Consider the following 19,804-nt stretch of genomic DNA (forward strand, 5'->3'; position numbering starts at 1 on the left):
GCGCCGGTGGAAGGATTCCCCGGTCTCCGGCGCGCCCGGATGCGCCAGTTCCCCTACGGCGTCAACGGCGTAGGGCCGCGTCGACCCAGTGGGTCAGGCCCGCCTCGTCGGCGACCGCGTCCGGGTGGACGTCGAGCCAGCTCGGACCCATGTCCTTGCCACCCATGTCGGCGACCTGCACGTAGAGCGGGTCTGCGTCGGCGAGCAGGTCGGCGCTCTCGGCCGGGTCGACCCGCGCGAGCAGTCCTCCCCCGCCGCGCACCCCGACGAGGATCGACCCGCCGACCATGAAGATCAGGGAGCCGAACATGCGCTTCTCCTGCCACTCGATGCCGCGCTCGGTGAGGTCCGACCGGACGCGGGCGGCGAGGTGCTCGTCGATGGCCATGGGTCGAGTCTGCCCCACCCGCCGGTCGAGGTGGCCGAGCGCCAGCGAGGCCCTCGAGACCCCGCGACCTATGTTGGGTCCATGAGCGAGCTGCTGCCGCACCCGGTGACGGGCGCTCCCTTCGCCTCACCGGTGGCGCCGGGGACCGGCTGGCCGGACGACCTCGCGAGCGCGGAGACGCCCGTGGCCCGCACGGCTGCTCAGGTGCGACGACTGGCGAAGGGAGCGACGGGCGAGGAGCTCGACGCCCGGATCTCCGTGTGCCGGGCCTGCCCGCGACTCGTCGCCTGGCGCGAGGAGGTCGCGGCCACCAAGCGCGCGGCCTTCGCGGACCAGCCCTACTGGGGGCGACCGGTGCCGGCGCTCGGCCCGTCCGATGCCCCGGTCGTGATCGTGGGGCTCGCGCCAGCGGCGCACGGAGCCAACCGGACCGGGCGCAACTTCACCGGCGACCGGTCGGGCGACTGGCTCTTCGCCGCACTGCACCGGGCGGGGTACGCGAGCCAACCCGAGTCCTGGGCGGCCGGGGACGGACTGACCCTCGACCGCGTACGGATCATGGCCCCGGTGCGGTGCGCGCCCCCGCAGAACAAGCCCACGACCGACGAGCAGCACACCTGCGCACCGTGGCTCGACACTGACCTGGCGAGGAGCGCTCCCTTCGTCCGCTCGATCATGTGCCTCGGGGCGATCGGCTGGGACGCGACGATCGCCGGTCTGCGGCACGCGGGGTGGGAGGTGCCGCGACCGAAGCCGAGGTTCGGCCACGGCGCCCGCGCAGGCCTGCGCACGCCCGAGGGACGCGAGGTGGAGCTCGTCGGCTGCTACCACGTGAGCCAGCACAACACCCAGACCGGTCGGCTCACCGAGGCCATGCTCGACGAGGTCATCGGCTCGCTGCAGTCCCTAGGGTGAGGGCATGGCCACCACGCGCGCACTCGTCGTCACCCGCCACGGAGGACCCGAGGTCCTCGCCGTCGAGGAGAGGGAGGTGGCGGAGCCGGGCCCCGGGGAGGCGCTCGTCGAGGTGGCGGCCGGAGGCGTCAACTTCATCGACGTCTACCAGCGGGAGGGGATCTACCCGACCGAGCCGCCCTACGTCGCGGGCTTCGAGGCGGCCGGCACCGTCCGCGCCGTGGGTGAGGGCGCGGCCGTCGCCGTGGGAGACCGGGTCGCCTGGTCGATGACCTCGGGCCTGCACGCCGAGCTCGTCCTCGCCGACTCGACGCGGCTGCTGCCCGTCCCCGACGACGTCGACCTCGAGACCGCGTGCGCCGCGACGCTGCAGGGCATGACCGCCCACGCGCTCGTCACCGACTGCGTGCGCGTCGAGGAGGGCACCGTCGCCGTCGTGCACGCCGCGGCCGGTGGCGTCGGGCAGCTGCTGACGCAGATGATCACGAACCGCGGCGGCACCGTCATCGCGACGGCGGGGTCGGACACCAAGCTCGAGATCGCTCGCTCCCGAGGTGCCTCCGAGGTCATCGACTACGGCCAGAGCGAGGACCTCGCCGCCGACATCGCCGCCGCCGCACGCCGGCTGGGGGCCGACGCGGGTGTCGACGTCGTCTACGACGGGGTGGGCAAGGCGACCTTCGACGCGTCGCTCGCGTCGCTGCGCCGGCGCGGGACCCTCGTGCTCTTCGGCGCGGCGTCCGGGCAGGTACCCCCCTTCGACCTGCAGCGGCTGAACTCCGGCGGCTCGCTCTTCGTCACCCGGCCGACGCTGGCCCACTACATCGAGGACCGCGAGGAGCTGCTCATGCGCGGGCGCGAGGTCTTCGAGGACATCGCGGCCGGACGGCTCGACATCGCCATCGGTGGGCGGCACTCCTTCGCCGAGGCGGCTGAGGCCTATCGCGCGCTCGAGGGGCGGCAGACGACGGGCAAGGTCATCCTCGTGCCCTGACCCGGCGCTGCGCCCGCGTGTCGCGCGGCAGTTCGGGCTGCGTCCGACGAGGATCCGGGCCTGTCACCCGGCGCGCCGTGCGAACTGCCGCGTGACATGCCGCCGGGTTGCCGCTGTGGAAACCCCCGCGGCGACTGGAGCGATCCGGGCCACTCTTGGGTGATGTCCGTCCTCCCGCTCCTCATCGCTCAGCACGGCGGCACCGCATCGCGCGCCCAGATCCTTGAGATCACCACGCCCATGGGTCTGCGCGACGCCCTCGCGGCGGGAGAGGTCATGCGGCACCGGCGCGGTGTCTACGGGCTCCCACTCGACGAGCAGGGGGCCATCGCCGTCCGCACCGGAGCGGTGCTCAGCCATCGCAGCGCCGCTCTCCACCACGGACTGCCCGTCCTGCACGCGCCCGAGCCGCCGGAGGCCGTCGTCTCCCGCGCTCGCAGCATCACCGTCCCCGACGAGCTGCGGCTGCGCTTCCGCACCCTCGGGCCCGGAGATGTCGAGGGCCCGGCGACCACACCCCTGCGGACCGTCGTCGACTGCGCCCGTGACCTCCCCCTGCCCGAGGCACTTGCGGTCGCCGACTCGGCGCTGCGGTCAGGTCTGGTCACCCCACGGGAGCTGACGCGTGCGACCCTGCCGCGCACCGGTCGCGCGGCGGCTCGCCGGGTGCTGGACCTCGCGTCTGCCGAGGCCGTCAACCCCTTCGAGTCGGGCCTACGCGCTCTGGCGGTCGAGGCGGACGACCGCGGCTGGGTCGCCCAGGTGCCGATCACCCTGCGGGACGGGAGGACCCTGCACGCCGACGTGGGTGACCCGGTGACCCGGATCGCGCTCGAGGCAGACAGCCACGAGTTCCACAAGAAGCGCGAGGACGTGCGCACGGACTGCTGGCGTGGCAACGAGATGACCCTCGCCGGCTGGGTCGTGCTCCGCTTTGCCTGGGAGCACGTGATGTTCAACCCCGACTGGGTGCGCGAGGTCATCGCGTGGGTCGTGCAGCAACGAGGGGGCGTGTCGCGCGGCAGTTCGCGGTCGGCCTGACGTGGATCCGGGCCCGGTGCCGGGCGTGCCGCGTCAGCCGCGGGACACGCCGCAGCTGACTACCAGAGGAAGGCGATGGCGGCGTTGACGACCGCCAGGCCGGCGGCGGCCCAGGCGAGCTTGGTCGCGGCGGCCTCGCCACGCTTGGCCTTGGCGTTGCCGATCTCGGCGCAGGCGAGGACGGCGATCATGATGACGAGCTTGGTGCCGATCTTGGCGTAGTTGACCGGGTCGTCGCCCGCCTCGGCGAGGCCGGTGAGGCCCAGACCGAGCAGGAGCTGGATGCGCGCGCCCCACACCTGGATCAGGTGACCGCGCCCGGCGACGGCGGGGCCGACGACGATCGCGAGCATGGCGATCATGTGGAGGATGTAGAGGATGAGGTGCAGGGCGTCCATGGGCCCAAGCCTAGGTGACCTGCGCCCAGTCTCCTACAGCGGGTAGGAGTCGCTGCCCGGCACCCACGGCCAGGCCAGGCGCACCATCTCGGCGAGCGGCAGGTCCCCGACCTCGGCGAGCGGGACCCACGCGGCAGCACCGGTCGAGCCGTCGACCTCCACGACGTGCGCCGGCGTCGGTCGTGGGCAGGTCGCCCGGTGGATCAGCCGCACCGCGTGGAAGTCCTCGTGCCGCTCCCCGGCTGCCACGTCGCCGACCCAGTGACGTGACTGCACCTGCACGAGCTCGTCGACGACGACCTCCTGCCCGGTCTCCTCGTGCACCTCGCGGACGACGCCGTCGGCCGGGGACTCGCCCGGGTCGACGCCACCGCCGGGCAGGGTCCACAGGCCACCCGCGCCGCCCACCCAGTCGGAGAGCTGCGACATGAGCAGCCGCCCCTCGTCGACGACGAGCGCATAGGCGGCGAGCCGCTGCAGGACCGTCGCGCCGGGCGGGGCAGTCTGCGGCGTCACGGGTGGCACCGGCCCGGGCAGCGGGCTGACCTGCCAGCGGACCTCGACGTCACCACCCGCGAGATCGCTGCCCGTCGGTGCACCCGACCAGCCGTGCGCGGCGAGCAGGTCGGCCGGGTCCTGCCCGTGCGCGAGCGGCCAGCGCCCGACCTCGCCGTCTGGGCCGTCGGCCACGACGACGACGCTCATGCGCCGGCCCGTCGGTACTCGTCGACGGCGAGCGCGACGACGCGGTCCCAGGTCTGGGTCGGCGGCACGCGTCGGTTGTGCGCGGCGATCCGGGTGCGCAGGGTGTCGTCGGCGACGAGCCGCACGAGCGCGTCGGCGAGCCCGGAGTCGTCCGGGGCGAGCAGCCCCGAGACCCCGTCGGTGACGACCTCGCGGACCCCGGAGTCGGCGCGGGCGATCACCGGCAGGCCGGCGGTGCGAGCTTCGAGCGCGGCGATGCCGAAGGCCTCCAGGCGGGTCGGAGAGAGATAGGCGTCGGCCCGGGACCAGGCCGCCGCGAGCTCGGGCCTGCTCACCCGCCCGCGCAGCCGGACGACGTCATGCAGCCCGAGCGCGGCGACCCGGGCCTCGAGCCACGGCCGCAGCGGTCCTTCGCCGTAGACGTCGAGGACCATGGCACCCGGGCCGAGCCGGCGACGAGCGGCGGCCACCACGGAGAGCAGCGCGCCGACCCGCTTGCGGGGGGCCAGGCGGGTGGCCGTGACGAGGCGGACGGGGCGGGTGGGGGTGATGGCTTCCAGCGGGGATGGGGTCGAGGGACGCCAGAAGGTCGGGTCGATGCCATTGGGCACCACGGCGACGGGCTCCCCCTTCGCCGCCTCTCGCACACCCTCGGCAGCGACACCGGAGACGGCCGACAGCACCGCCCCCCGCTCCACCCACCGGCGCACCGCCGGTCCGAGGGGGCGAGCGGCGCGGTCGAGGACGCAGTGCCACGTGATGGCCGTCGGCAGGCCGAGATCGGTCGCCAGCCCGGCCATGTCCCACGCGAAGGGAGAGACGACGCCCAGGTGCACGTGCGCCACGTCGAAGCCCCCTTCGGCCAGCAGACGTCGCGCCTCCGGCACCGCGAGCGGGTTGACCGGCAGGCCCAGCGCGAGCGGGGTGTCGAGTCGGTGCACGAGGATGCTGGGTCTCGAGGCTCCCTTGCTGCGCAAACTCGCACCTCGACCAGCGGAGGTCGCGGTGAGCACCTCGACCTCGTGGCCGGCCTGCACCAACTGCACCGCGAGGTCCCCCACCTGCGACTCGATCCCGCCCGTGCGCGGCGGGTAGCAGTCGGAGAGCAGGGCCACCTTCACGCGTCCAAGGGTGCCACGGCGCGGTGTGGGAGGGTTTCACCGATGGACCAGCCAGCCCGCACCCTCGTCGTCTTCCACGCGCACCCCGACGACGAGGCGCTGCTCACCGCCGGCACGATGGCGCGGGCCGCCGCCGCGGGACACCGGGTCGTCCTCGTCGTCGCCACCGACGGCGCGCTCGGCCAGGCCGACGAGTCCACCTTCGGGACGAAGGGGGACGCCCTCGCCGCCACCCGCAGCCGGGAGCTGGCCGCGAGCGCACGCGCGCTGGGCGTCGCCCGCACCGTCGAGCTGGGCCACGCCGACAGCGGCAGCGGCCCCGACGTGTGGCCCGACCCGCCGGGCGGGCGCCGCTTCGTCCGCGTGCCGGTGGACGAGGCAGCCGAGGCGGTGAGCCAGATCCTCGTCGAGGAGCAGGCCGACGTGCTGACCACCTACGACCCCCACGGCGGCTACGGTCACCGTGACCACGTGCACGTCCACGAGGTCGGGGCCCGGGCCGCCGAGCTGGCCCGCGAGCGCGGTGTCGACGTGCGGGTGCTGTGGGCGACGGTCCCCCGCGATCTCATCTGCCGGGCCCTCGACCTCGTGGCCAGGGTCTACCGCTTCCCGCCGGAGTTCGACCGCAGCAGCTTCGACCGGGCCTTCAGCGCCTCGGCCGAGATCACCCACCGCGTCCCGGTGCGGCGCTTCGCCGCGGCCAAGCGCGCGTCGATGCGCGCGCACGCCAGCCAGGCGTCGGCCGCGGGGGGCGACGACCGCACGCTCGGGATGCTCGTGCGCATCCCCCGCCCGCTCTACGACCTCGTCTTCGGCCGGGAGTGGTTCGTCGACCCCGACGCCCCGCCCGGCACGACCGCCACCGACGTCTTCGAGGGGCTGGCATGACGGACGCGCTCACCGAGCCGGACACCTCCGGCTCCACCCCACCGACGCGACGGACCTCCCCCTTCGTCCGGGTGCTGCAGGTGACACTCGGTCTGGGGCTTGCCGTCGCCATGCTGTGGTGGGGCCTGCCGCACTTCGCCAAGACGTCGTGGGCCGAGGTGTGGCACGTCCTGCGCACGGTGCCGGCGTGGAAGGCCGCGCTCTACATGGCCCTCGTCGTCGCCGGGCTGTACTGCTACACCTTCGTGATGACGGGCGCGATGCAGGGGCTGAGCCATCTGCGCGCCCTCATCCTCAACGTCTGCGGGTCGTCCGTGTCCAACCTGCTGCCCGGCGGCGGCGCCGTGGGGCTCGCGGCGACCTACTCGATCGCCAAGTCCTGGGGCTTCTCCGCCGCCTCCGTCACGACGATGGCCGTGGTGACCGGCGTGTGGAATGTCCTCGCCCGGGTCGCCCTCCCCATCATCGCCGTGCTCGGGCTCGCCTGGGGTGCCACGGACTTGCCGACGGCGATGCGCGAGGCCGCCTGGGCCGCGGTCCTGTCCGGCACGGCGATCATCGTGGTCTTCGCGCTGGCCGTCGGGACCGATGCGGGAGCCCGCCAGCTCGGCCGGGCCATCGACCGGCTGGTCCGGCTCGTCCGACGCGGCCACGGCGACACCGTCGAGGCGGGCCTGACCGGGCTGCGGTCCCGCACCGCCGAGACCGTGCGCACCGGCTGGCTGTCGATGACCCTGGGGATGGTCGGCTTCTTCGGTCTCTACTACGTGCTCTTCCTGCTGTGCACGCAGACCACCGGCATCGAGCTGCCCTTCGGCCAGCTCTTCGCGGCCTATGCGATCGGCCGGCTGCTCACCGCCGTCGGCGTCACCCCCGGCGGACTGGGCGTCACCGAGACGGGCACGGCCGCGGCGCTCGTCGCCTGGGGTGCCGACCCGGCGTCGGCGATGGCTGGGGTGGTGCTCTTCTCGATCTTCACGCACTTCATGGAGATCCCGCTGGGCGCGCTCGGCTGGATCGCCTGGAGCCTCATGCCCCGGGCCAGCGCCCGGGAGCGGGCCGCGACGGAGGCCTGATCGCCCCGCTCGCCGGGCTCAGCCGACGAGTCGCCGCACCTGCCGGCTCTGGGCCTGCCGCGCTACCTCGTCGTCGAGCTGCTCCGGCGCGAAGTCCCGCCCGGTCGCCAGCTCGGCCGCCCACCCGATGAGGGTGTCGGCGAGGCGCGGGTTGGCCGGGAGGACCGGGCCGTGCAGGTAGGAGCCGATGACGTGGCCGGTGACGGCGCCCTCGGTGCCGTCGGCGCCGTTGTTGCCCATGCCGTGCCGCACCCGACCGAAGGGGGCCTGGCCCGCCCCGAGCGTCGTCGAGCCCGAGTGGTTTTCGTACCCCACGACGTCACCGTGGTCGGTGGTGAGGACGACCGGCCCGATCATTCTCTTCTCGTTGCCCTGAGTGGTCACGTCGAGGATCCCCAGGCCCGGCAGGCGCTGCCCCTCGACGGTGACGAAGGCATTGCCGAAGAGCTGGTACATGCCGCAGATCATGAGCATCGGGGTCCCGTCGGCGGCCAGCGAGCGCAGCCGCTCGGCGATCCGCTCGAGGTCCTCCTCGACCTTGGCTTGGCCGGAGTCCTGCCCACCGCCGCCCACGACGAGGTGGGCCTGCTCGGGGAAAGGCTGGCCGGGGTGGTGCTGGTGCACCACGGGCACGTAGCCGTGCCGGCGAATGCGTGCGGCCAGGCAGCGGGTGTTGCCCAGGTCGCCGTAGATGCTCATCTCGCGCGGGTAGAGGTGCACGAGGTGGATCTCGCCTTTGCCCTCGTGGCCGGGGTCGGCGGGCAGTGCGGACCCGGTCGGCTCACCGAGGATCGGGATGTCGAGGCTGGCGTCACTCATCACTGGGCTCCCTCGGGCGCGTCGACGCCCATCTCCGGCAGGTCGTAGCGCTCACCGAGCATGCGGCGCAGCGCGAGCATCGCCGTGTAGGTGCAGAAGATCCGTTTGGGCTCGTCGCGGTGGTCGGCGAGGAAGCGGTCGAGGGCGGCCGCGAGGTCGACCTCGGTGTCGCCGACGGGCACGTCGTCGTACTGCAGCCGCAGGGCCATGTCCCAGCCACGCACGCCGCTGGTGATGGCAACTCCCTTGTCGCGCAAGGACTCGAAGCTCACGTCGTAGAGCCACGAGACGTCGCGACCGTCGGCGTAGTCGTCGTTGATCGCGACCATCGTGGCGACCGGCGTCGAGCCGTAGGTGCCGAGCGCGACGGTGAAGCCGGCGGGGTTCTTGACCAGAACCAGCTCGAGCGGGGTCCCGTCGGCGTCGACGACCTCACCCCGGCCGAAGGGGGGCGCGACCGTCCGCAACGCCTGCTCGGCGGCGTCGGTGCGGAAGCCGTCGCCGAGGAGGGCGCGGGCGGTGGCCGTCGCGGCCGTGGCGTTGATCATCGCGGCGAGGCCGCGCTGGCGCAGGGAGACGGGGCCGACGCGGCCCCCTTCGCCCTGCTCGCCGAAGAGCACGGTCAGCGCGTGCTCGTCGACCGGTAGCAGGAGCGCGTCTCGCGGGCCGACCGGCGGCGGGGTGTAGGTCTCGTGGCCGCGGGCGTCGTGCTCCTGCAACTCGCCGAGCCGGTCGGCGATCGAGGCGTCGAGGCCGAACCACGCGATGTCGAGGCCGCTCACCGTCGTCGCGATGCGGTTGACGAAGGGGTCGTCGCGGTTGAGCACGGCGCCCTGCGTCGTCATGCCGGCCAGCTGCGTGAGCAGGCCTGCGGTGTGGTCGATCTCGGCGAAGCGGTCGAGCTGGTCACGCGCGACGTTGAGCAGCAGGGCGTGGGTCGGTGCGACGGCCCGGGCGAAGTGCAGGGCGTGCGCCTCGTCGAGCTCGAGGACGGCGATGTCGGCCTGGAGTCGGCCGCGGTGGAGTCGCTCGGCGAGCAGGGCGGAGATGACGCCACGCGTGAAGTTGCTGCCGGTGGGGTTGGTGAAGACGGTGCGGCCGTGGGCCCGCAGCAGCGCGACGAGCATCTTGGTCGTCGTCGTCTTGCCGTTGGTGCCGGAGACGACGACGATCCCACCCGGGACGTCGCCGAGGGCGTGGGCGAGGAATCCGGGGTCGATCTTCTCGGCCACGAGGCCCGGCAGCGCCGAGCCGCCGGAGCCTCCTCCGCGGAAGCGGGCGGCGCGACGGGCGGTCTTGCCGGCGAAGGCGGCGACTGCGGTCTTGAGCACCGACTCACCCTAACGGCGCGGAGGCTCCCGGCCGAGCAGCGAAGTCGGCGCTGCGCGTCTGACCGGAGCGCTCGGCGATGGCGTCCATCACCTCGTCGGTGATCGCGCGCAGCAGCTTGCCCTTGACGTGCTGGGCCTCGAGGGCGGCGACGTCGACCGGCGGGGCGAAGCGCACCGTCACGCGGTGCGGGCGGATCCCCCGCGCGTCGACGGGCTGTGCCCGGTCGGTGCCGATGAGGGCGCAGGGGACGACCGGCGCGCCGGAGGCCAGCGCCAGCCGGCCGACGCCGGTGCGGCCCTTGTGCAGCAGTCCGTCGCGGCTGCGGGTGCCCTCCGGGTAGATGCCGAAGGCCCCGCCGGTCGCGAGGTGCTCCTCGGCGAGCTCGAGCGAGCGCGCTGCGGCGCGGGCGTCGGAGCGGTCGACGGGGATCATCCCGCCGAACTCGCCGAACCACAGTCGGCCCAGCCAGCCCGTGATCCCCGTGCCGGTGACGTACTCGGCCTTGCCGAGGAAGCCGACCTTGCGGCCAGCGGCGAGCGGGATGACCAGCGAGTCGATGAAGCTCAGGTGGTTGCTCGCGATGATCACCGGGCCGGTGGTCGGGACGTGCTCGGCACCCTCGACCCGCAGGCGCACCCACGCCCGCAGCGGTGGCCCCACGACGACCCGCCGCAGGAGCCACTCCAGGACGCGCATCGCCGGGTTGCTGCTCACCCGGCCAGCGTAGGCCAGCGTCACTTCCCCGATTGGCGCGCGTCCGGCCGATGGGCGAGCATGCGCCCATGACGACGCCGCCTCCCCCGCACCCGCCGCAGCAGCCGCACGGCCACCAGCCCCAGGGCCAGTCGCCGCACGGTCAGCAGGTGATGCCGGTGTCCGGTCCGCAGGCGAGCACGATGCAGCCCCCGCCGGGGCACGGAGCGCTGCTGCTCACCCTGCAGGGCAATGCCTTCACCACAGGCCTGACGCCGACGGTGCACATCGACGGCTACCCGGTGCCGGCCGCCTTCGGGCCGAACTTCTACCCCCTTCGTCCCGGGAGGCACCACGTCCACGTGCACGCGCAGTGGATGCGGCAGTACGGCCAGGCCGACCTGCCCCTCGAGGTCCACGCCGGGCAGACGGTGCCGGGCTTCTACGCGGTGCCGTGGCACCAGTTCACGACCGGGTCGATCGGCCACGAGCGGCAGTCACGCAAGGGCGTGGGCGCGCTGATCGCGATCATCGTCGCGACCGTGGCGATCATCTGCCTCTGCGGCCTCGGCAGCGTGCTGGCCTCCGCCTGACGAAGGGGGTCAGCTCCCGTCGTCGTCCGTCTGGGCGACGGTGGCCACCCACTCGTCCCAGTCGGACTCGAGGTCTGCCACGGTGGTCCCCCGGTAGGTCACCCGGCCGCCACCGACGTCACCGGCCACGAGGGACCCGTCGTGCAGGACGTTGATCATTCGCGCCCGGGGCTCACCCGACTCGCGGGAGAGCGTGGTGAGGTTGCCGATGACGTAGGTGTCCTGGAGGAAGTTCAACCCTCCGGTGCCCGCAGCGTCGCTGAGCTCCTGCTCCGTGAAGGATGCGGACACCGCGGGTGCCGTGCGCTCGCGAGCCCCGTCCGGCAGCTGGAGGCGGCTCATGTAGACCGCTCGCTCCTCGGCTCCCAGGCGCACGAGGGCGAGGAGGTGGAAGCCCTGCGTGGTGACGGTCTCCCGCAGCCAGATGTCGTCCTCGACGTGACGCAGCAGATACCACGTCTCACCGATCGCCCCCATCACGCGCAGGGACAGCTGGATCGCGTTGCGCCGCAGCGTGATCCCGGCGACGACCGGCGTCTCGAGCGAGACCGTGCCGGTCCCGTCCTCGGCGATCTCGACCGGGACCTCGGCCAGGCCGAGGTCGGCGCCGATCTCACCTCGCACCGCTCGCGCCCGGACCGCCCCGAGCGCCGCCGCCTGCTGCTCGACCTCCTCCAGGCGCCCGAACCAGAGCCCGAAGGGGGCGGCCTCCTCGAGGTCCCGCGTGTAGGCGAAGAGCTCCTCGTCGGTGAGCATGCCCAGGTTGAGCACGTCGTCCCCCGAGGTGCGGTAGTCGTCGACGACGAGACGGACGGCCTCCGCGCCGTCGGCCAGGTCGATCGTGGTGTCGGCAGGTTGGGTCATGAGGACATCCTCGCGTCAGACGGTCGGCAGTGGCGAGCGGGGGTGCGCGCGTCTGTTAGGGCCAGGGCAGTGGGTTGAGGTCGGCCAGCGTGTCGCCGGCGTCCTTGACGGCGTCGACACCGCCCTCGAACAGCTCCTTGGGAGAGGGCCCGGGCAGGTCGAAGTCCTTGTTGGGCAGGAGGTCGGCGAGCCCGAGCGGGTAGATCGGCGCCATGGCCAGGGCCCGCACCGTCGTGATCGAGTTCTCCGGCAGGCCCAGCTTGTTGGCGAGCGCGCGCTCCATCTTCGGCATGTACTCGTGGCGCAGCTGCTCCAGACCGATGCCGGCGGCGATCAGGGTGCCGTAGGGCGGGAAGAAGCCGGCAACCATCGCCGTGGTTCCGAGGATTCCCTTGTTCCAGAAGTCGGCCGGGTTGATCTCGCCGCTCCACCAGTCATGGACGAGATCCTTCATGTCCCAGGCCCAGAAGCCCACACCGAGGCCCGGGATGGCCTTGCCGAAGATCTTGCCGAGCTTGCCGACGAACTTGCCGACGGGGGCGAGCTTCTCGCCCCACTTCAGCAGCTTGGGGAAGGTCTCGTCGAACCACTTGCCGGCCTGACGCAGCAGGTCGTCGGTCACCTGCTTGAACTTGGCCGAGATGTCTCGGACGCTGTCCCAGATGTCCTTGAGGATGAGCGGGATGCCGAGGGGCGTCCAGATGTTGTCCTTGATCCAGTCGACGACGCCCTTGACGCCCTCCCAGACCTTGGAGAGCCCGTCGCCGATCCCCTTGATGATCCGATCGAGCAGGGACTGCCCCTCACCGCTCTTGCCCGGGGGCACGACCGGGCCGCCGGTCCGGCCACCGACGCCGTCGGATGCCTTGTCCTGGTCGTTGGCCTGGCGGACGAGCTCGCGGCCGAAGTCGCGCAGCGCCTGACCCGCGTGGTCGAGCTGCGGCATGGCCCGGTCCCACCCGTCCTCGAACTTCTCGAGGTCGGGTCCGGACCACGCCCCCTCGAGCACACTGATCTGCCCCTCGCCGCTCGCACGCACGTCGTCGATCTTCGTGCTCTGGCTCAGCAGCTGCTGAGCGATCGAACGCACGCGTTCGACGTCCATCCCATCGGTGACGGTCACTGCTCGTCCCCTCGTCTCTCTCGGTCTGCGGCAAGGTGCTGATGACGAACCTACGGGCAATGCCTCACCGAGACGATGGGGAGCACTCCCCTAGGGTGGCCGCCATGACACCGAACGCGAACGCGCCCCAGGGGTGGATCAGGCTGACGATCACGGGCAGCACCACGGGTGCGATCGTCCGTGCCCGGGTCGACGGGCACGGCGTCGACGTCGTCGCACCCACGACCGTCGTCCCGGTCGCCCCGGGACGTCACCGGCTCGAGGTGGAGTCGTCGGTCGGCTTCACGACCTACGGGGAGACCCGCACAGACGTCGACGTGGCGCCGGGTCAGGCGGCCGACCTCTTCTACGCCGTCCCGAAGTCGATGGTGTCCAAGGGTGAGCTCGGGACGACGCCGCAGCCTCGGCGCGCGGGCCTCGACATGCGGCAGGTCGCCGTCTCGATCGGTGGCGGTGTCGGGCTGATCTGCCTCTGCGGTCTCATCGGGGGTGTGTGGAAGCTCGTCTTCGGCTGACGGGTCGAAGGGAGGTCCCGCTCACTCCCACTCGATGGTGCCCGGCGGCTTGCTCGTCACGTCGAGCACGACCCGGTTGACCTCTTCGACCTCGTTGGTGATGCGCGTGGAGATCTGCGCCAGCACGTCACCCGGCACGCGGGTCCAGTCGGCGGTCATCGCGTCCTCGGACGAGACGGGGCGCAGGACGATCGGGTGGCCGTAGGTGCGGCCGTCGCCCTGGACACCCACCGAGCGGACGTCGGCAAGCAGGACGACCGGGCACTGCCAGATCTCCTTGTCGAGGCCGGCGGCGGTCAGCTCCTCGCGGGCGATGGCGTCGGCGCGGCGCAGGATGTCGAGGTTGTGCTCGGTGACCTCACCGATGATGCGGATACCCAGGCCCGGCCCGGGGAAGGGCTGGCGGTCGACGATCGGGTCGGGCACACCGAGCTCGCGACCGACCTGACGCACCTCGTCCTTGAAGAGGGCGCGCAGCGGCTCGATGAGCTTGAACTGCAGGTCGTCGGGCAGACCGCCCACGTTGTGGTGCGACTTGATGTTGGCCGCACCCGTGCCGCCGCCGGACTCGACGACGTCGGGATAGAGCGTGCCCTGGACGAGCCACTTGACCGGGTGGCCCGACTCGTCGCCCTCGCCGACGACGTCGCGGGCGGCCTGCTCGAAGACGCGGATGAACTCGCGGCCGATGATCTTGCGCTTGTCCTCGGGGTCGGTGACCCCGGCGAGCGCACCGAGGAAGCGCTCCTTGGCGTCGACGACGACGAGCTTGACCCCGGTCGCGGCGACGAACTCCTCCTCGACCTGCTCGGCCTCGCCCTGCCGCAGCAGGCCGTGGTCGACGAAGACGCAGGTCAGCTGCTCGCCGACGGCGCGCTGCACGAGCGCCGCAGCGACCGAGGAGTCGACCCCGCCGGAGAGGGCGCAGAGCACGCGGTCCTCACCGACGGTCTCGCGGATGAGCTCGACCTGCTCGTCGATGACATTGTCGGCGGTCCAGTCGGGGCTCAGCCCGGCGCCACGGACGAGGAAGTTCTCGAGGACGGGCTGGCCGAAGGTCGAGTGCAGCACCTCGGGGTGCCACTGCACCCCGTAGAGGCGCCGCTCGTCGTCCTCGAAGGCCGCAACCGGAGCGCCGGAGGTGCTCGCGGTGACCCGCATGCCCTCGGGCGCCTCGGTGACCGAGTCGCCGTGGCTCATCCAGACCGACTGCTCGGCGGGCTGGCCGTTGAAGAGCGTGGACTCGCGGTCGCTCACCTGCGCGCGGGTCGAGCCGTACTCGCGCAGCCCGGTCCGCTCGACGGTGCCCCCGAGCGCCTGGACCATCGCCTGGAAGCCGTAGCACATGCCGAAGACCGGGACCCCGGCCTCGAGCAGCGTCACGTCGAGCGAGGGGGCGTCCTCGGCGTAGACCGACGAGGGGCCGCCGGAGAGGATCACCGCGGCCGGCCCCTTGGCGAGGATCTCGGCCACGGGCATCGTGTGCGGCACGACCTCGCTGTAGATCTTCGCCTCACGCACGCGACGTGCGATGAGCTGGGCGTACTGGGCGCCGTAGTCGACGACGAGGACCGGAGAGGTCTTGAGCGATTCCGTCACCCGCACAGGCTACCGGGGCGAGGGCGCTCCCCCTTCGTCGCCTCAGGTGGTGAGCGGCGTGACCTCGCGGACGACGCGGCGCTCCTCGACGAAGGCGAGGAAGGGGATGCACGCGAGCAGCAGGATGACGATCATCCGGCCCACGGACCAGCCGACCTTGAAGCCGAGGTTGGCCGTCGCGACGGCGAAGACCATGAAGATCAGTCCGTGCACCGGCGACCACCACGAGAGCACGTCGTTGTCCATGCCGTACTTGAGGACCATCTCGACGATGAGGACGAACATCGCCAGACCGGCGACGATCGCCGTCCCGCGGAAGAAGGTCAGGGCCGTCGCGATCGCTCTCGGGTCCGCGGTGGGACCTGCCTTGGTCTCGTGGCTGCTCACGTCGACTCCTCCAACTCCCGGGCGGGTACGTCCGCCTCGTCCTGGCGCGCCGCCTGGCGCACGATCTTCAACCACATCCACACCGCGAAGGCCGCGAAGAGCCACCACTGGAAGGCGTACATCACGTTGCGGAACTGCAGCGAGGTGTCCGGCAGCGGTGGTGGCACCCGCTCCAGACCGTCGGCCCGCGCGACGCCGTCCTCGCTGACGGCGAAGGCGAAGCCGTTGTACATCTCGCCCGACCACTCGTTGACCAGCTGGGCGATGTCGACCGAGGCCAGCTGACCGTCCTCGACGCCACCGGTCTCGTCCGGCGCCTCCGGAGGAGCCAACGACCCGACGAGCTCGGTGGTTCCCTGCGGGGCCGAAGGGGGGTCCTCCCCTTCGGGGACGAAGCCACGAACGACGGCGAGGTTGGCGCCGGTGCCGTCCACGACGAAGCGGTCGAGGACCCACTCGACGTGCTGCCCCTCGTAGCGCCGGTCCACGACGACGAGGGGGTCACCGACGTAGCGACCGGTCGCGGTCACCCGCTGGCCCGACCCGTCGTCGGGGAAGGACTCGTGCGGGGCCATGACCTCGGCCAGCGGCCGCACCGGCTGCTCCTGCACCTCGCGGACCGCGTCGGCCCGGGCCACGTCGTGCGCCACGGACCACTGCCAGCGGCCCGCGATGATGCCGAGGACCACGAGCACCAGAGCCACCACGAGGAGCCCCAGGAAGCGGGGGCGAAGGGCGGTCCGGAGCACCCGCTCAGGCTACGTGAGCGCTCTGGGCGCCCCTCACGCCCTCCGCACGGATGGCATCGGCAGCGACACCTTGGAGCTGGTGTGCGTGTACTCGCTCACCGCCGGGGTCTGCGCGGGCACCGGGTCGAGGCGCCGGTAGGCGTCGCCCTGAGAGGGGCGCCCATCGGCGTCACCGGCATTGGGCCACAGCGAGAAGGCGCGCTCGGCCTGCGCGGTGATCGTCAGCGAGGGGTTGACCCCGAGGTTGGCCGAGACGGCCGAGCCGTCGACGACGCTGATGCCCGGGTGGCCCCACACACGGTGGTAGGGATCGATGACCCCGGTGGCCGGCGAGTCACTGATGGGGGCCCCACCGAGGAAGTGCGCGGTGAGCGGGATGTCGAAGGCCTCGCTCCACGTGCCGCCGGGGTAGAAGGGGCGCCCGATCCGCTCGGCCAGCTTGGTGGCCAGGACCCGGATGCCCTCGTGCCCGGCCGCGATGTAGGTCGGGTTCTCCTCACCGTGGCCCTGCGTCGAGGTCAACCGCCGGCGCCCACCCGGTCCCGTCGTCAGAGAGGTCGTCAGCGAGTTGTCGAGCGACTGCATGACCAGGCCGATGACCGTGCTGTCGGCGAAGTGCGTGCCCGGCGGGAACCATGCCTTGAGCGCCGGCAGCTGGCGCGGCAGCTCGGCTAGCAGCTTGGCCCAGCGCGGGGCGTGACCGGTGCGCGGGGGCGCGAGCAGAGTCGTGAGCAGACCCATCGCGTCGGAGCCGTGGCCGTAGCGCACGTTTTCGATGTGCGTGTCTGCGTCGGGGTGGAAGGAGGAGGTGATGGCCACGCCCTTCGTCAGGTCGTGCTCTCCCTCCGGCGGGCTGTCGGCGAGCGCCCCGACGAGCGCCTCGGAGTTGGTCCGGGTCAGCTGCCCGAGGAAGTCGCTGATCGCCGGCAGCTCGCCGTCGGCCTTCATCTCGTGGAGGAGGGTCTGCGTGCCCCAGGTGCCGGCCGCGACGACGACCTTGCTGGCCGTCGTGACGCGGGCGCTCTTGTCCCCCAACGCATCGGTCGCCTCATGGCGCACCCGGTAGACCTCGTCGGGGCCCTCGGTGCCGGGGACCACGCCGACGCGGGTGACGGTCCGCATCGGGACGATCTGCACACCGAGCCCCTCGGCGAGCGCCAGGTAGTTCTTCATCAGGGTGTTCTTGGCGCCGACGCGGCAGCCGACCATGCAGTTGCCGCACTCGGTGCACGTCGTGCGCGCGGGGCCGGCCCCACCGAAGTAGGGGTCGGCGACGTCCTTGCCCTGCTGCTCGCGCGAGTCGTCGTCACCGAAGAGCACGCCGACCGGCGTCTTGCGGAAGGTCTCGGCCACGCCCATCTGGGCGGCCGCGTCGCGCATGGCGTCCTCGACGACCCCCTCGCAGGGGTTGGTGACGACGCCGAGCATCGTGCTCGCCATGTCGTAGTGCGGCAGGAGTTCGGCCTGCCAGTCGGTGATGTGCCCCCACTGCCGGTCGCGGAAGAAGACCTCCGGCGGGACGTAGAGGGTGTTGGCGTAGTTGAGCGACCCGCCACCCACACCCGCTCCGGCGAGGATCATCACGTCCTTGAGCATGTGGATGCGCTGGATGCCGTAACAGCCGGCCTTGGGCGCCCACAGGAAGTTCTTCAGGTCCCAACTGGTCTCGGCGAAGTCCTCGTCGGCGAAGCGGCGCCCGGCCTCGAGGATGGTGACCCGGTAGCCCTTCTCCGCCAGGCGAAGGGCGGCGACCGAGCCTCCGAAGCCGGAGCCGATGACCAGGACGTCGGTGTCGGTGGTCACGTCCGGGGTCACTTCATCCCTGCCATCTTCATCAGCTTCAGTCCAGCGGTGAGGGCCTTGGAGTAGGTCTTGTCGCTCAGGCCGAAGGCGGGCGCGATCGGCACGAGGTACTGGGCGGCGACGGTCTGCGCCTCGGTGTACTTGAGGATGCCCTCGGCCCCGTGGCGGCGGCCCATGCCCGAGTCCTTCATGCCGCCCATCGGGGCCCCCATGGACCCCCAGGCGGCGGCGTAGCACTCGTTGATGTTGACCGTGCCGGTCTTGATGCGCGCGGCGATGCGTCGCCCCCGGGCGACGTCCGTGGTCCAGACAGAGGAGTTGAGCCCGTAGCTGGTGTCGTTGGCCAGCCGGACCGCGTCGTCGTCGTCGGCGACCCGGTAGATCGCCACGAGCGGCCCGAAGGTCTCCTCGTCGCGGCACTCCATCGCGGCGCTGACCCCCTCGATGACGGTCGGCTCGTAGACATAGGGCCCGATGTCGGGGCGGTGCTTGCCGCCGGTGAGGACCGTGGCCCCCTTGGCGACGGCGTCCTCGACGTGGCGGGTGACGGTGTCGAGCTGGGCCTGGTTGACCAGCGAGCCCATGTCGTAGCCGTACTCGAGCTCGGTGCCGAGGGTCATCGCGTCGACGGCGGCCACGAAGCGCGGGATGAACTCGTCGGCGATCGCCTCGTGGACGAGGACCCGCTCGGTGGAGATGCACAGCTGGCCCGCGCTGGAGAAGCAGGCGCGCACCGCCCCCTCGACCGCGCGACCCAGATCGGCGTCGTCGGCGATGTAGACGGAATTCTTGCCACCGAGCTCGAGGCTGAAGGAGACGAGACGCTCGGCCGCGGACACCGCGACCCGGCGGCCGGTCGGGGTCGAGCCGGTGTAGCAGACGTAGTCGGTGGTGTCGACGACGGCCTGCCCTGCCTCGGCCCCCGAGCCGAGGACGACCTGCAGGACACCCTCGGGCAGCCCGGCGTCGCCGAGCAGCTCGATCCCGGCGAGCGCGGTCACCGAGCCCTGCTGGTCGGGGCGCAGCACGACCGCGTTGCCGGCCATGAGGGCGGGCAGCGCGTCGGTGATCGCCAGGCTCAGCGGGTAGTTCCACGGCGAGACGATGCCGACGACACCCTTGGGGTGGTGCTGCACGCGGGTCTGGGTCAGCACCGGGAAGGCGCCGGCGACCTTGCGCGGGCGCAGGTGGGCCTCGGCGGTCCGGCCGTAGTAGCGCGCGGCAAGAGCCGTGTCGAGGACCTCCTCGAAGGCCTGCTTGCGCACCTTGCCGGACTCGATCTGGACGAGGTCGAGCAGCTCGACCTGCTTGGCCAGGACGAGGTCGTGGAAGCGCAGCAGGACCCGGCGACGCTCCTCGAAGGACGTGGCCGCCCACCGCGGCTGGGCCGCCCGGGCCGCGCTCACCGCGCGGGCGACGTCCTGCGCGCTCGACTGCGGCAGCGCCGCGATCGGCCCGCCGGTCAGCGGGGAGGTGCGGGTGAAGGTCGCTGCCGTGGGAGAGGCGACCACCCGGCTGGCCAGACGTCGGGCACGCCCCGGGTCGACCGCATAGGTGGCGGTGGGGTCGAGGTCAGGGTCAGCGATGATCTCCGAGGTCATTACCCCAAGGTAACCGTGCAGCCGGGGGCCTGCCAGAGTGCGCGACGTGATGCGCGCGACGCGGCCGACTCTGGCCCCTGAGGAGAGGCTCCGGCCCCTGAGAAGACGGGGAACCCGGCCTTGGCGCTGCGGGTGAGCCGCGGCCGAGCCCGGCCGCATCTGTGTCACACAGGCGGCACCTGTGTGACCGCATGGAGTGA

General features: G+C 72.3%; 21 protein-coding genes. 7 read left to right on the plus strand and 14 right to left on the minus strand.

Features of this window, described 5'->3' with window-relative positions:
- Positions 1–61: 61 nt before the first annotated feature.
- The gene (locus H7A72_RS12155; RefSeq protein ID WP_072625285.1) at positions 62–388 is read right to left on the minus strand and encodes a TfoX/Sxy family protein; all 327 of its coding nucleotides are present in this window, start codon (positions 386–388) and stop codon (positions 62–64) included.
- A gap of 81 nt (positions 389–469) precedes the next feature.
- Here H7A72_RS12155 and H7A72_RS12160 point away from each other — a divergent pair, with 81 nt between their 5' ends.
- From H7A72_RS12160 to H7A72_RS12170, 3 genes are all read left to right on the plus strand, one after another.
- On the plus strand, positions 470–1,303 hold the full coding sequence (locus H7A72_RS12160) for a uracil-DNA glycosylase (RefSeq protein ID WP_185220698.1): 834 nt from the start codon (positions 470–472) through the stop codon (positions 1,301–1,303).
- A gap of 4 nt (positions 1,304–1,307) precedes the next feature.
- Positions 1,308–2,297, plus strand: a complete 990-nt coding sequence (locus tag H7A72_RS12165; RefSeq protein WP_084450240.1) for a quinone oxidoreductase — start codon at positions 1,308–1,310, stop codon at positions 2,295–2,297.
- Between the two features lie 162 nt (positions 2,298–2,459).
- Positions 2,460–3,338, plus strand: a complete 879-nt coding sequence (locus H7A72_RS12170) for a hypothetical protein (RefSeq protein WP_185220699.1) — start codon at positions 2,460–2,462, stop codon at positions 3,336–3,338.
- Positions 3,339–3,397: 59 nt separating this feature from the next.
- On the opposite strand, the gene H7A72_RS12175 is transcribed toward H7A72_RS12170, so the two are convergent.
- The 3 genes from H7A72_RS12175 to H7A72_RS12185 are packed head-to-tail and all read right to left on the minus strand — an operon-like array spanning position 3,398 to position 5,562.
- Positions 3,398–3,736 carry a hypothetical protein gene (locus H7A72_RS12175; protein WP_185220700.1) on the minus strand — a complete coding sequence of 113 codons (339 nt, stop codon included), beginning with the start codon at positions 3,734–3,736 and terminating at the stop codon, positions 3,398–3,400.
- Between the two features lie 33 nt (positions 3,737–3,769).
- A complete protein-coding gene (locus H7A72_RS12180; RefSeq protein WP_084450237.1) occupies positions 3,770–4,441 on the minus strand; it encodes an NUDIX hydrolase in 672 nt (223 codons plus the stop codon).
- Positions 4,438–5,562, minus strand: a complete 1,125-nt coding sequence (locus tag H7A72_RS12185; RefSeq protein WP_185220701.1) for a glycosyltransferase family 4 protein — start codon at positions 5,560–5,562, stop codon at positions 4,438–4,440. The genes H7A72_RS12180 and H7A72_RS12185 overlap by 4 nt, the downstream gene beginning before the upstream one ends.
- Before the next feature lie 42 nt (positions 5,563–5,604).
- On the opposite strand from H7A72_RS12185, the gene H7A72_RS12190 reads away from it, so the two are divergent.
- Positions 5,605–6,450: a PIG-L deacetylase family protein gene (locus H7A72_RS12190; protein WP_084450235.1), complete on the plus strand. Its 846-nt coding sequence runs from the start codon at positions 5,605–5,607 to the stop codon at positions 6,448–6,450.
- Positions 6,447–7,526: a lysylphosphatidylglycerol synthase transmembrane domain-containing protein gene (locus H7A72_RS12195; protein ID WP_223277633.1), complete on the plus strand. Its 1,080-nt coding sequence runs from the start codon at positions 6,447–6,449 to the stop codon at positions 7,524–7,526. Before H7A72_RS12190 ends, H7A72_RS12195 begins: the two co-directional genes overlap by 4 nt.
- Before the next feature lie 18 nt (positions 7,527–7,544).
- Here the strand turns inward: H7A72_RS12195 and H7A72_RS12200 are convergent, their stop codons facing one another.
- From H7A72_RS12200 to H7A72_RS12210, 3 genes are read right to left on the minus strand one after another with little or no spacing between them, the layout of a single operon-like run.
- Positions 7,545–8,345, minus strand: coding sequence for a type 1 glutamine amidotransferase (locus H7A72_RS12200; protein ID WP_185220702.1), 801 nt, complete (start codon positions 8,343–8,345; stop codon positions 7,545–7,547).
- A complete protein-coding gene (locus H7A72_RS12205) occupies positions 8,345–9,676 on the minus strand; it encodes a Mur ligase family protein (protein ID WP_185220703.1) in 1,332 nt (443 codons plus the stop codon). Before H7A72_RS12205 ends, H7A72_RS12200 begins: the two co-directional genes overlap by 1 nt.
- A 4-nt stretch (positions 9,677–9,680) precedes the next feature.
- Positions 9,681–10,391, minus strand: a complete 711-nt coding sequence (locus H7A72_RS12210; protein ID WP_223277634.1) for a 1-acyl-sn-glycerol-3-phosphate acyltransferase — start codon at positions 10,389–10,391, stop codon at positions 9,681–9,683.
- 68 nt (positions 10,392–10,459) lie between these two features.
- Between H7A72_RS12210 and H7A72_RS12215 the strand changes: the two genes are divergently transcribed.
- On the plus strand, positions 10,460–10,963 hold the full coding sequence (locus H7A72_RS12215; RefSeq protein ID WP_185220704.1) for a hypothetical protein: 504 nt from the start codon (positions 10,460–10,462) through the stop codon (positions 10,961–10,963).
- A 9-nt stretch (positions 10,964–10,972) separates the two neighbouring features.
- Here H7A72_RS12215 and H7A72_RS12220 read toward each other — a convergent pair whose 3' ends face one another.
- Positions 10,973–11,827 (minus strand): hypothetical protein, encoded by an 855-nt coding sequence (locus tag H7A72_RS12220; RefSeq protein ID WP_084450231.1) that lies wholly within the window; start codon positions 11,825–11,827, stop codon positions 10,973–10,975.
- A gap of 55 nt (positions 11,828–11,882) precedes the next feature.
- Entirely contained in the window at positions 11,883–12,932 is a 1,050-nt protein-coding gene (locus H7A72_RS12225) for a WXG100 family type VII secretion target (protein ID WP_223277918.1), read from the minus strand.
- Between the two features lie 122 nt (positions 12,933–13,054).
- Here H7A72_RS12225 and H7A72_RS12230 point away from each other — a divergent pair, with 122 nt between their 5' ends.
- Entirely contained in the window at positions 13,055–13,465 is a 411-nt protein-coding gene (locus tag H7A72_RS12230) for a hypothetical protein (protein ID WP_143445451.1), read from the plus strand.
- A gap of 21 nt (positions 13,466–13,486) precedes the next feature.
- Here H7A72_RS12230 and guaA read toward each other — a convergent pair whose 3' ends face one another.
- The 5 genes from guaA to H7A72_RS12255 are packed head-to-tail and all read right to left on the minus strand — an operon-like array spanning position 13,487 to position 19,604.
- On the minus strand, positions 13,487–15,064 hold the full coding sequence (guaA, locus tag H7A72_RS12235) for a glutamine-hydrolyzing GMP synthase (protein WP_185220705.1): 1,578 nt from the start codon (positions 15,062–15,064) through the stop codon (positions 13,487–13,489).
- Between the two features lie 42 nt (positions 15,065–15,106).
- Positions 15,107–15,451, minus strand: a complete 345-nt coding sequence (locus H7A72_RS12240) for a DUF3817 domain-containing protein (protein WP_084450227.1) — start codon at positions 15,449–15,451, stop codon at positions 15,107–15,109.
- A complete protein-coding gene (locus H7A72_RS12245) occupies positions 15,448–16,200 on the minus strand; it encodes an SURF1 family protein (RefSeq protein WP_185220706.1) in 753 nt (250 codons plus the stop codon). The genes H7A72_RS12240 and H7A72_RS12245 overlap by 4 nt, the downstream gene beginning before the upstream one ends.
- A gap of 33 nt (positions 16,201–16,233) precedes the next feature.
- The gene (locus tag H7A72_RS12250) at positions 16,234–18,003 is read right to left on the minus strand and encodes an FAD-dependent oxidoreductase (RefSeq protein WP_185220707.1); all 1,770 of its coding nucleotides are present in this window, start codon (positions 18,001–18,003) and stop codon (positions 16,234–16,236) included.
- An 8-nt stretch (positions 18,004–18,011) separates the two neighbouring features.
- Entirely contained in the window at positions 18,012–19,604 is a 1,593-nt protein-coding gene (locus H7A72_RS12255; protein ID WP_185220708.1) for a succinic semialdehyde dehydrogenase, read from the minus strand.
- Positions 19,605–19,804: the final 200 nt, after the last annotated feature.

The organism is Janibacter sp. YB324 (assembly GCF_014217915.1).
Lineage (GTDB): Bacteria > Actinomycetota > Actinomycetes > Actinomycetales > Dermatophilaceae > Janibacter > Janibacter indicus.

Coding starts and splice junctions, on each gene's coding strand:
- H7A72_RS12225 (WP_223277918.1), bottom strand. CDS start 12,932: ATGGACGTCGAACGCGTGCGTTCGATCGCTCAGCAGCTGCTGAGCCAG.
- H7A72_RS12200 (WP_185220702.1), bottom strand. CDS start 8,345: ATGAGTGACGCCAGCCTCGACATCCCGATCCTCGGTGAGCCGACCGGG.
- H7A72_RS12155 (WP_072625285.1), bottom strand. CDS start 388: ATGGCCATCGACGAGCACCTCGCCGCCCGCGTCCGGTCGGACCTCACC.
- H7A72_RS12160 (WP_185220698.1), top strand. CDS start 470: ATGAGCGAGCTGCTGCCGCACCCGGTGACGGGCGCTCCCTTCGCCTCA.
- H7A72_RS12220 (WP_084450231.1), bottom strand. CDS start 11,827: ATGACCCAACCTGCCGACACCACGATCGACCTGGCCGACGGCGCGGAG.
- H7A72_RS12165 (WP_084450240.1), top strand. CDS start 1,308: ATGGCCACCACGCGCGCACTCGTCGTCACCCGCCACGGAGGACCCGAG.
- H7A72_RS12215 (WP_185220704.1), top strand. CDS start 10,460: ATGACGACGCCGCCTCCCCCGCACCCGCCGCAGCAGCCGCACGGCCAC.
- H7A72_RS12170 (WP_185220699.1), top strand. CDS start 2,460: ATGTCCGTCCTCCCGCTCCTCATCGCTCAGCACGGCGGCACCGCATCG.
- H7A72_RS12195 (WP_223277633.1), top strand. CDS start 6,447: ATGACGGACGCGCTCACCGAGCCGGACACCTCCGGCTCCACCCCACCG.
- H7A72_RS12175 (WP_185220700.1), bottom strand. CDS start 3,736: ATGGACGCCCTGCACCTCATCCTCTACATCCTCCACATGATCGCCATG.
- H7A72_RS12255 (WP_185220708.1), bottom strand. CDS start 19,604: ATGACCTCGGAGATCATCGCTGACCCTGACCTCGACCCCACCGCCACC.
- H7A72_RS12230 (WP_143445451.1), top strand. CDS start 13,055: ATGACACCGAACGCGAACGCGCCCCAGGGGTGGATCAGGCTGACGATC.
- H7A72_RS12180 (WP_084450237.1), bottom strand. CDS start 4,441: ATGAGCGTCGTCGTCGTGGCCGACGGCCCAGACGGCGAGGTCGGGCGC.
- H7A72_RS12190 (WP_084450235.1), top strand. CDS start 5,605: ATGGACCAGCCAGCCCGCACCCTCGTCGTCTTCCACGCGCACCCCGAC.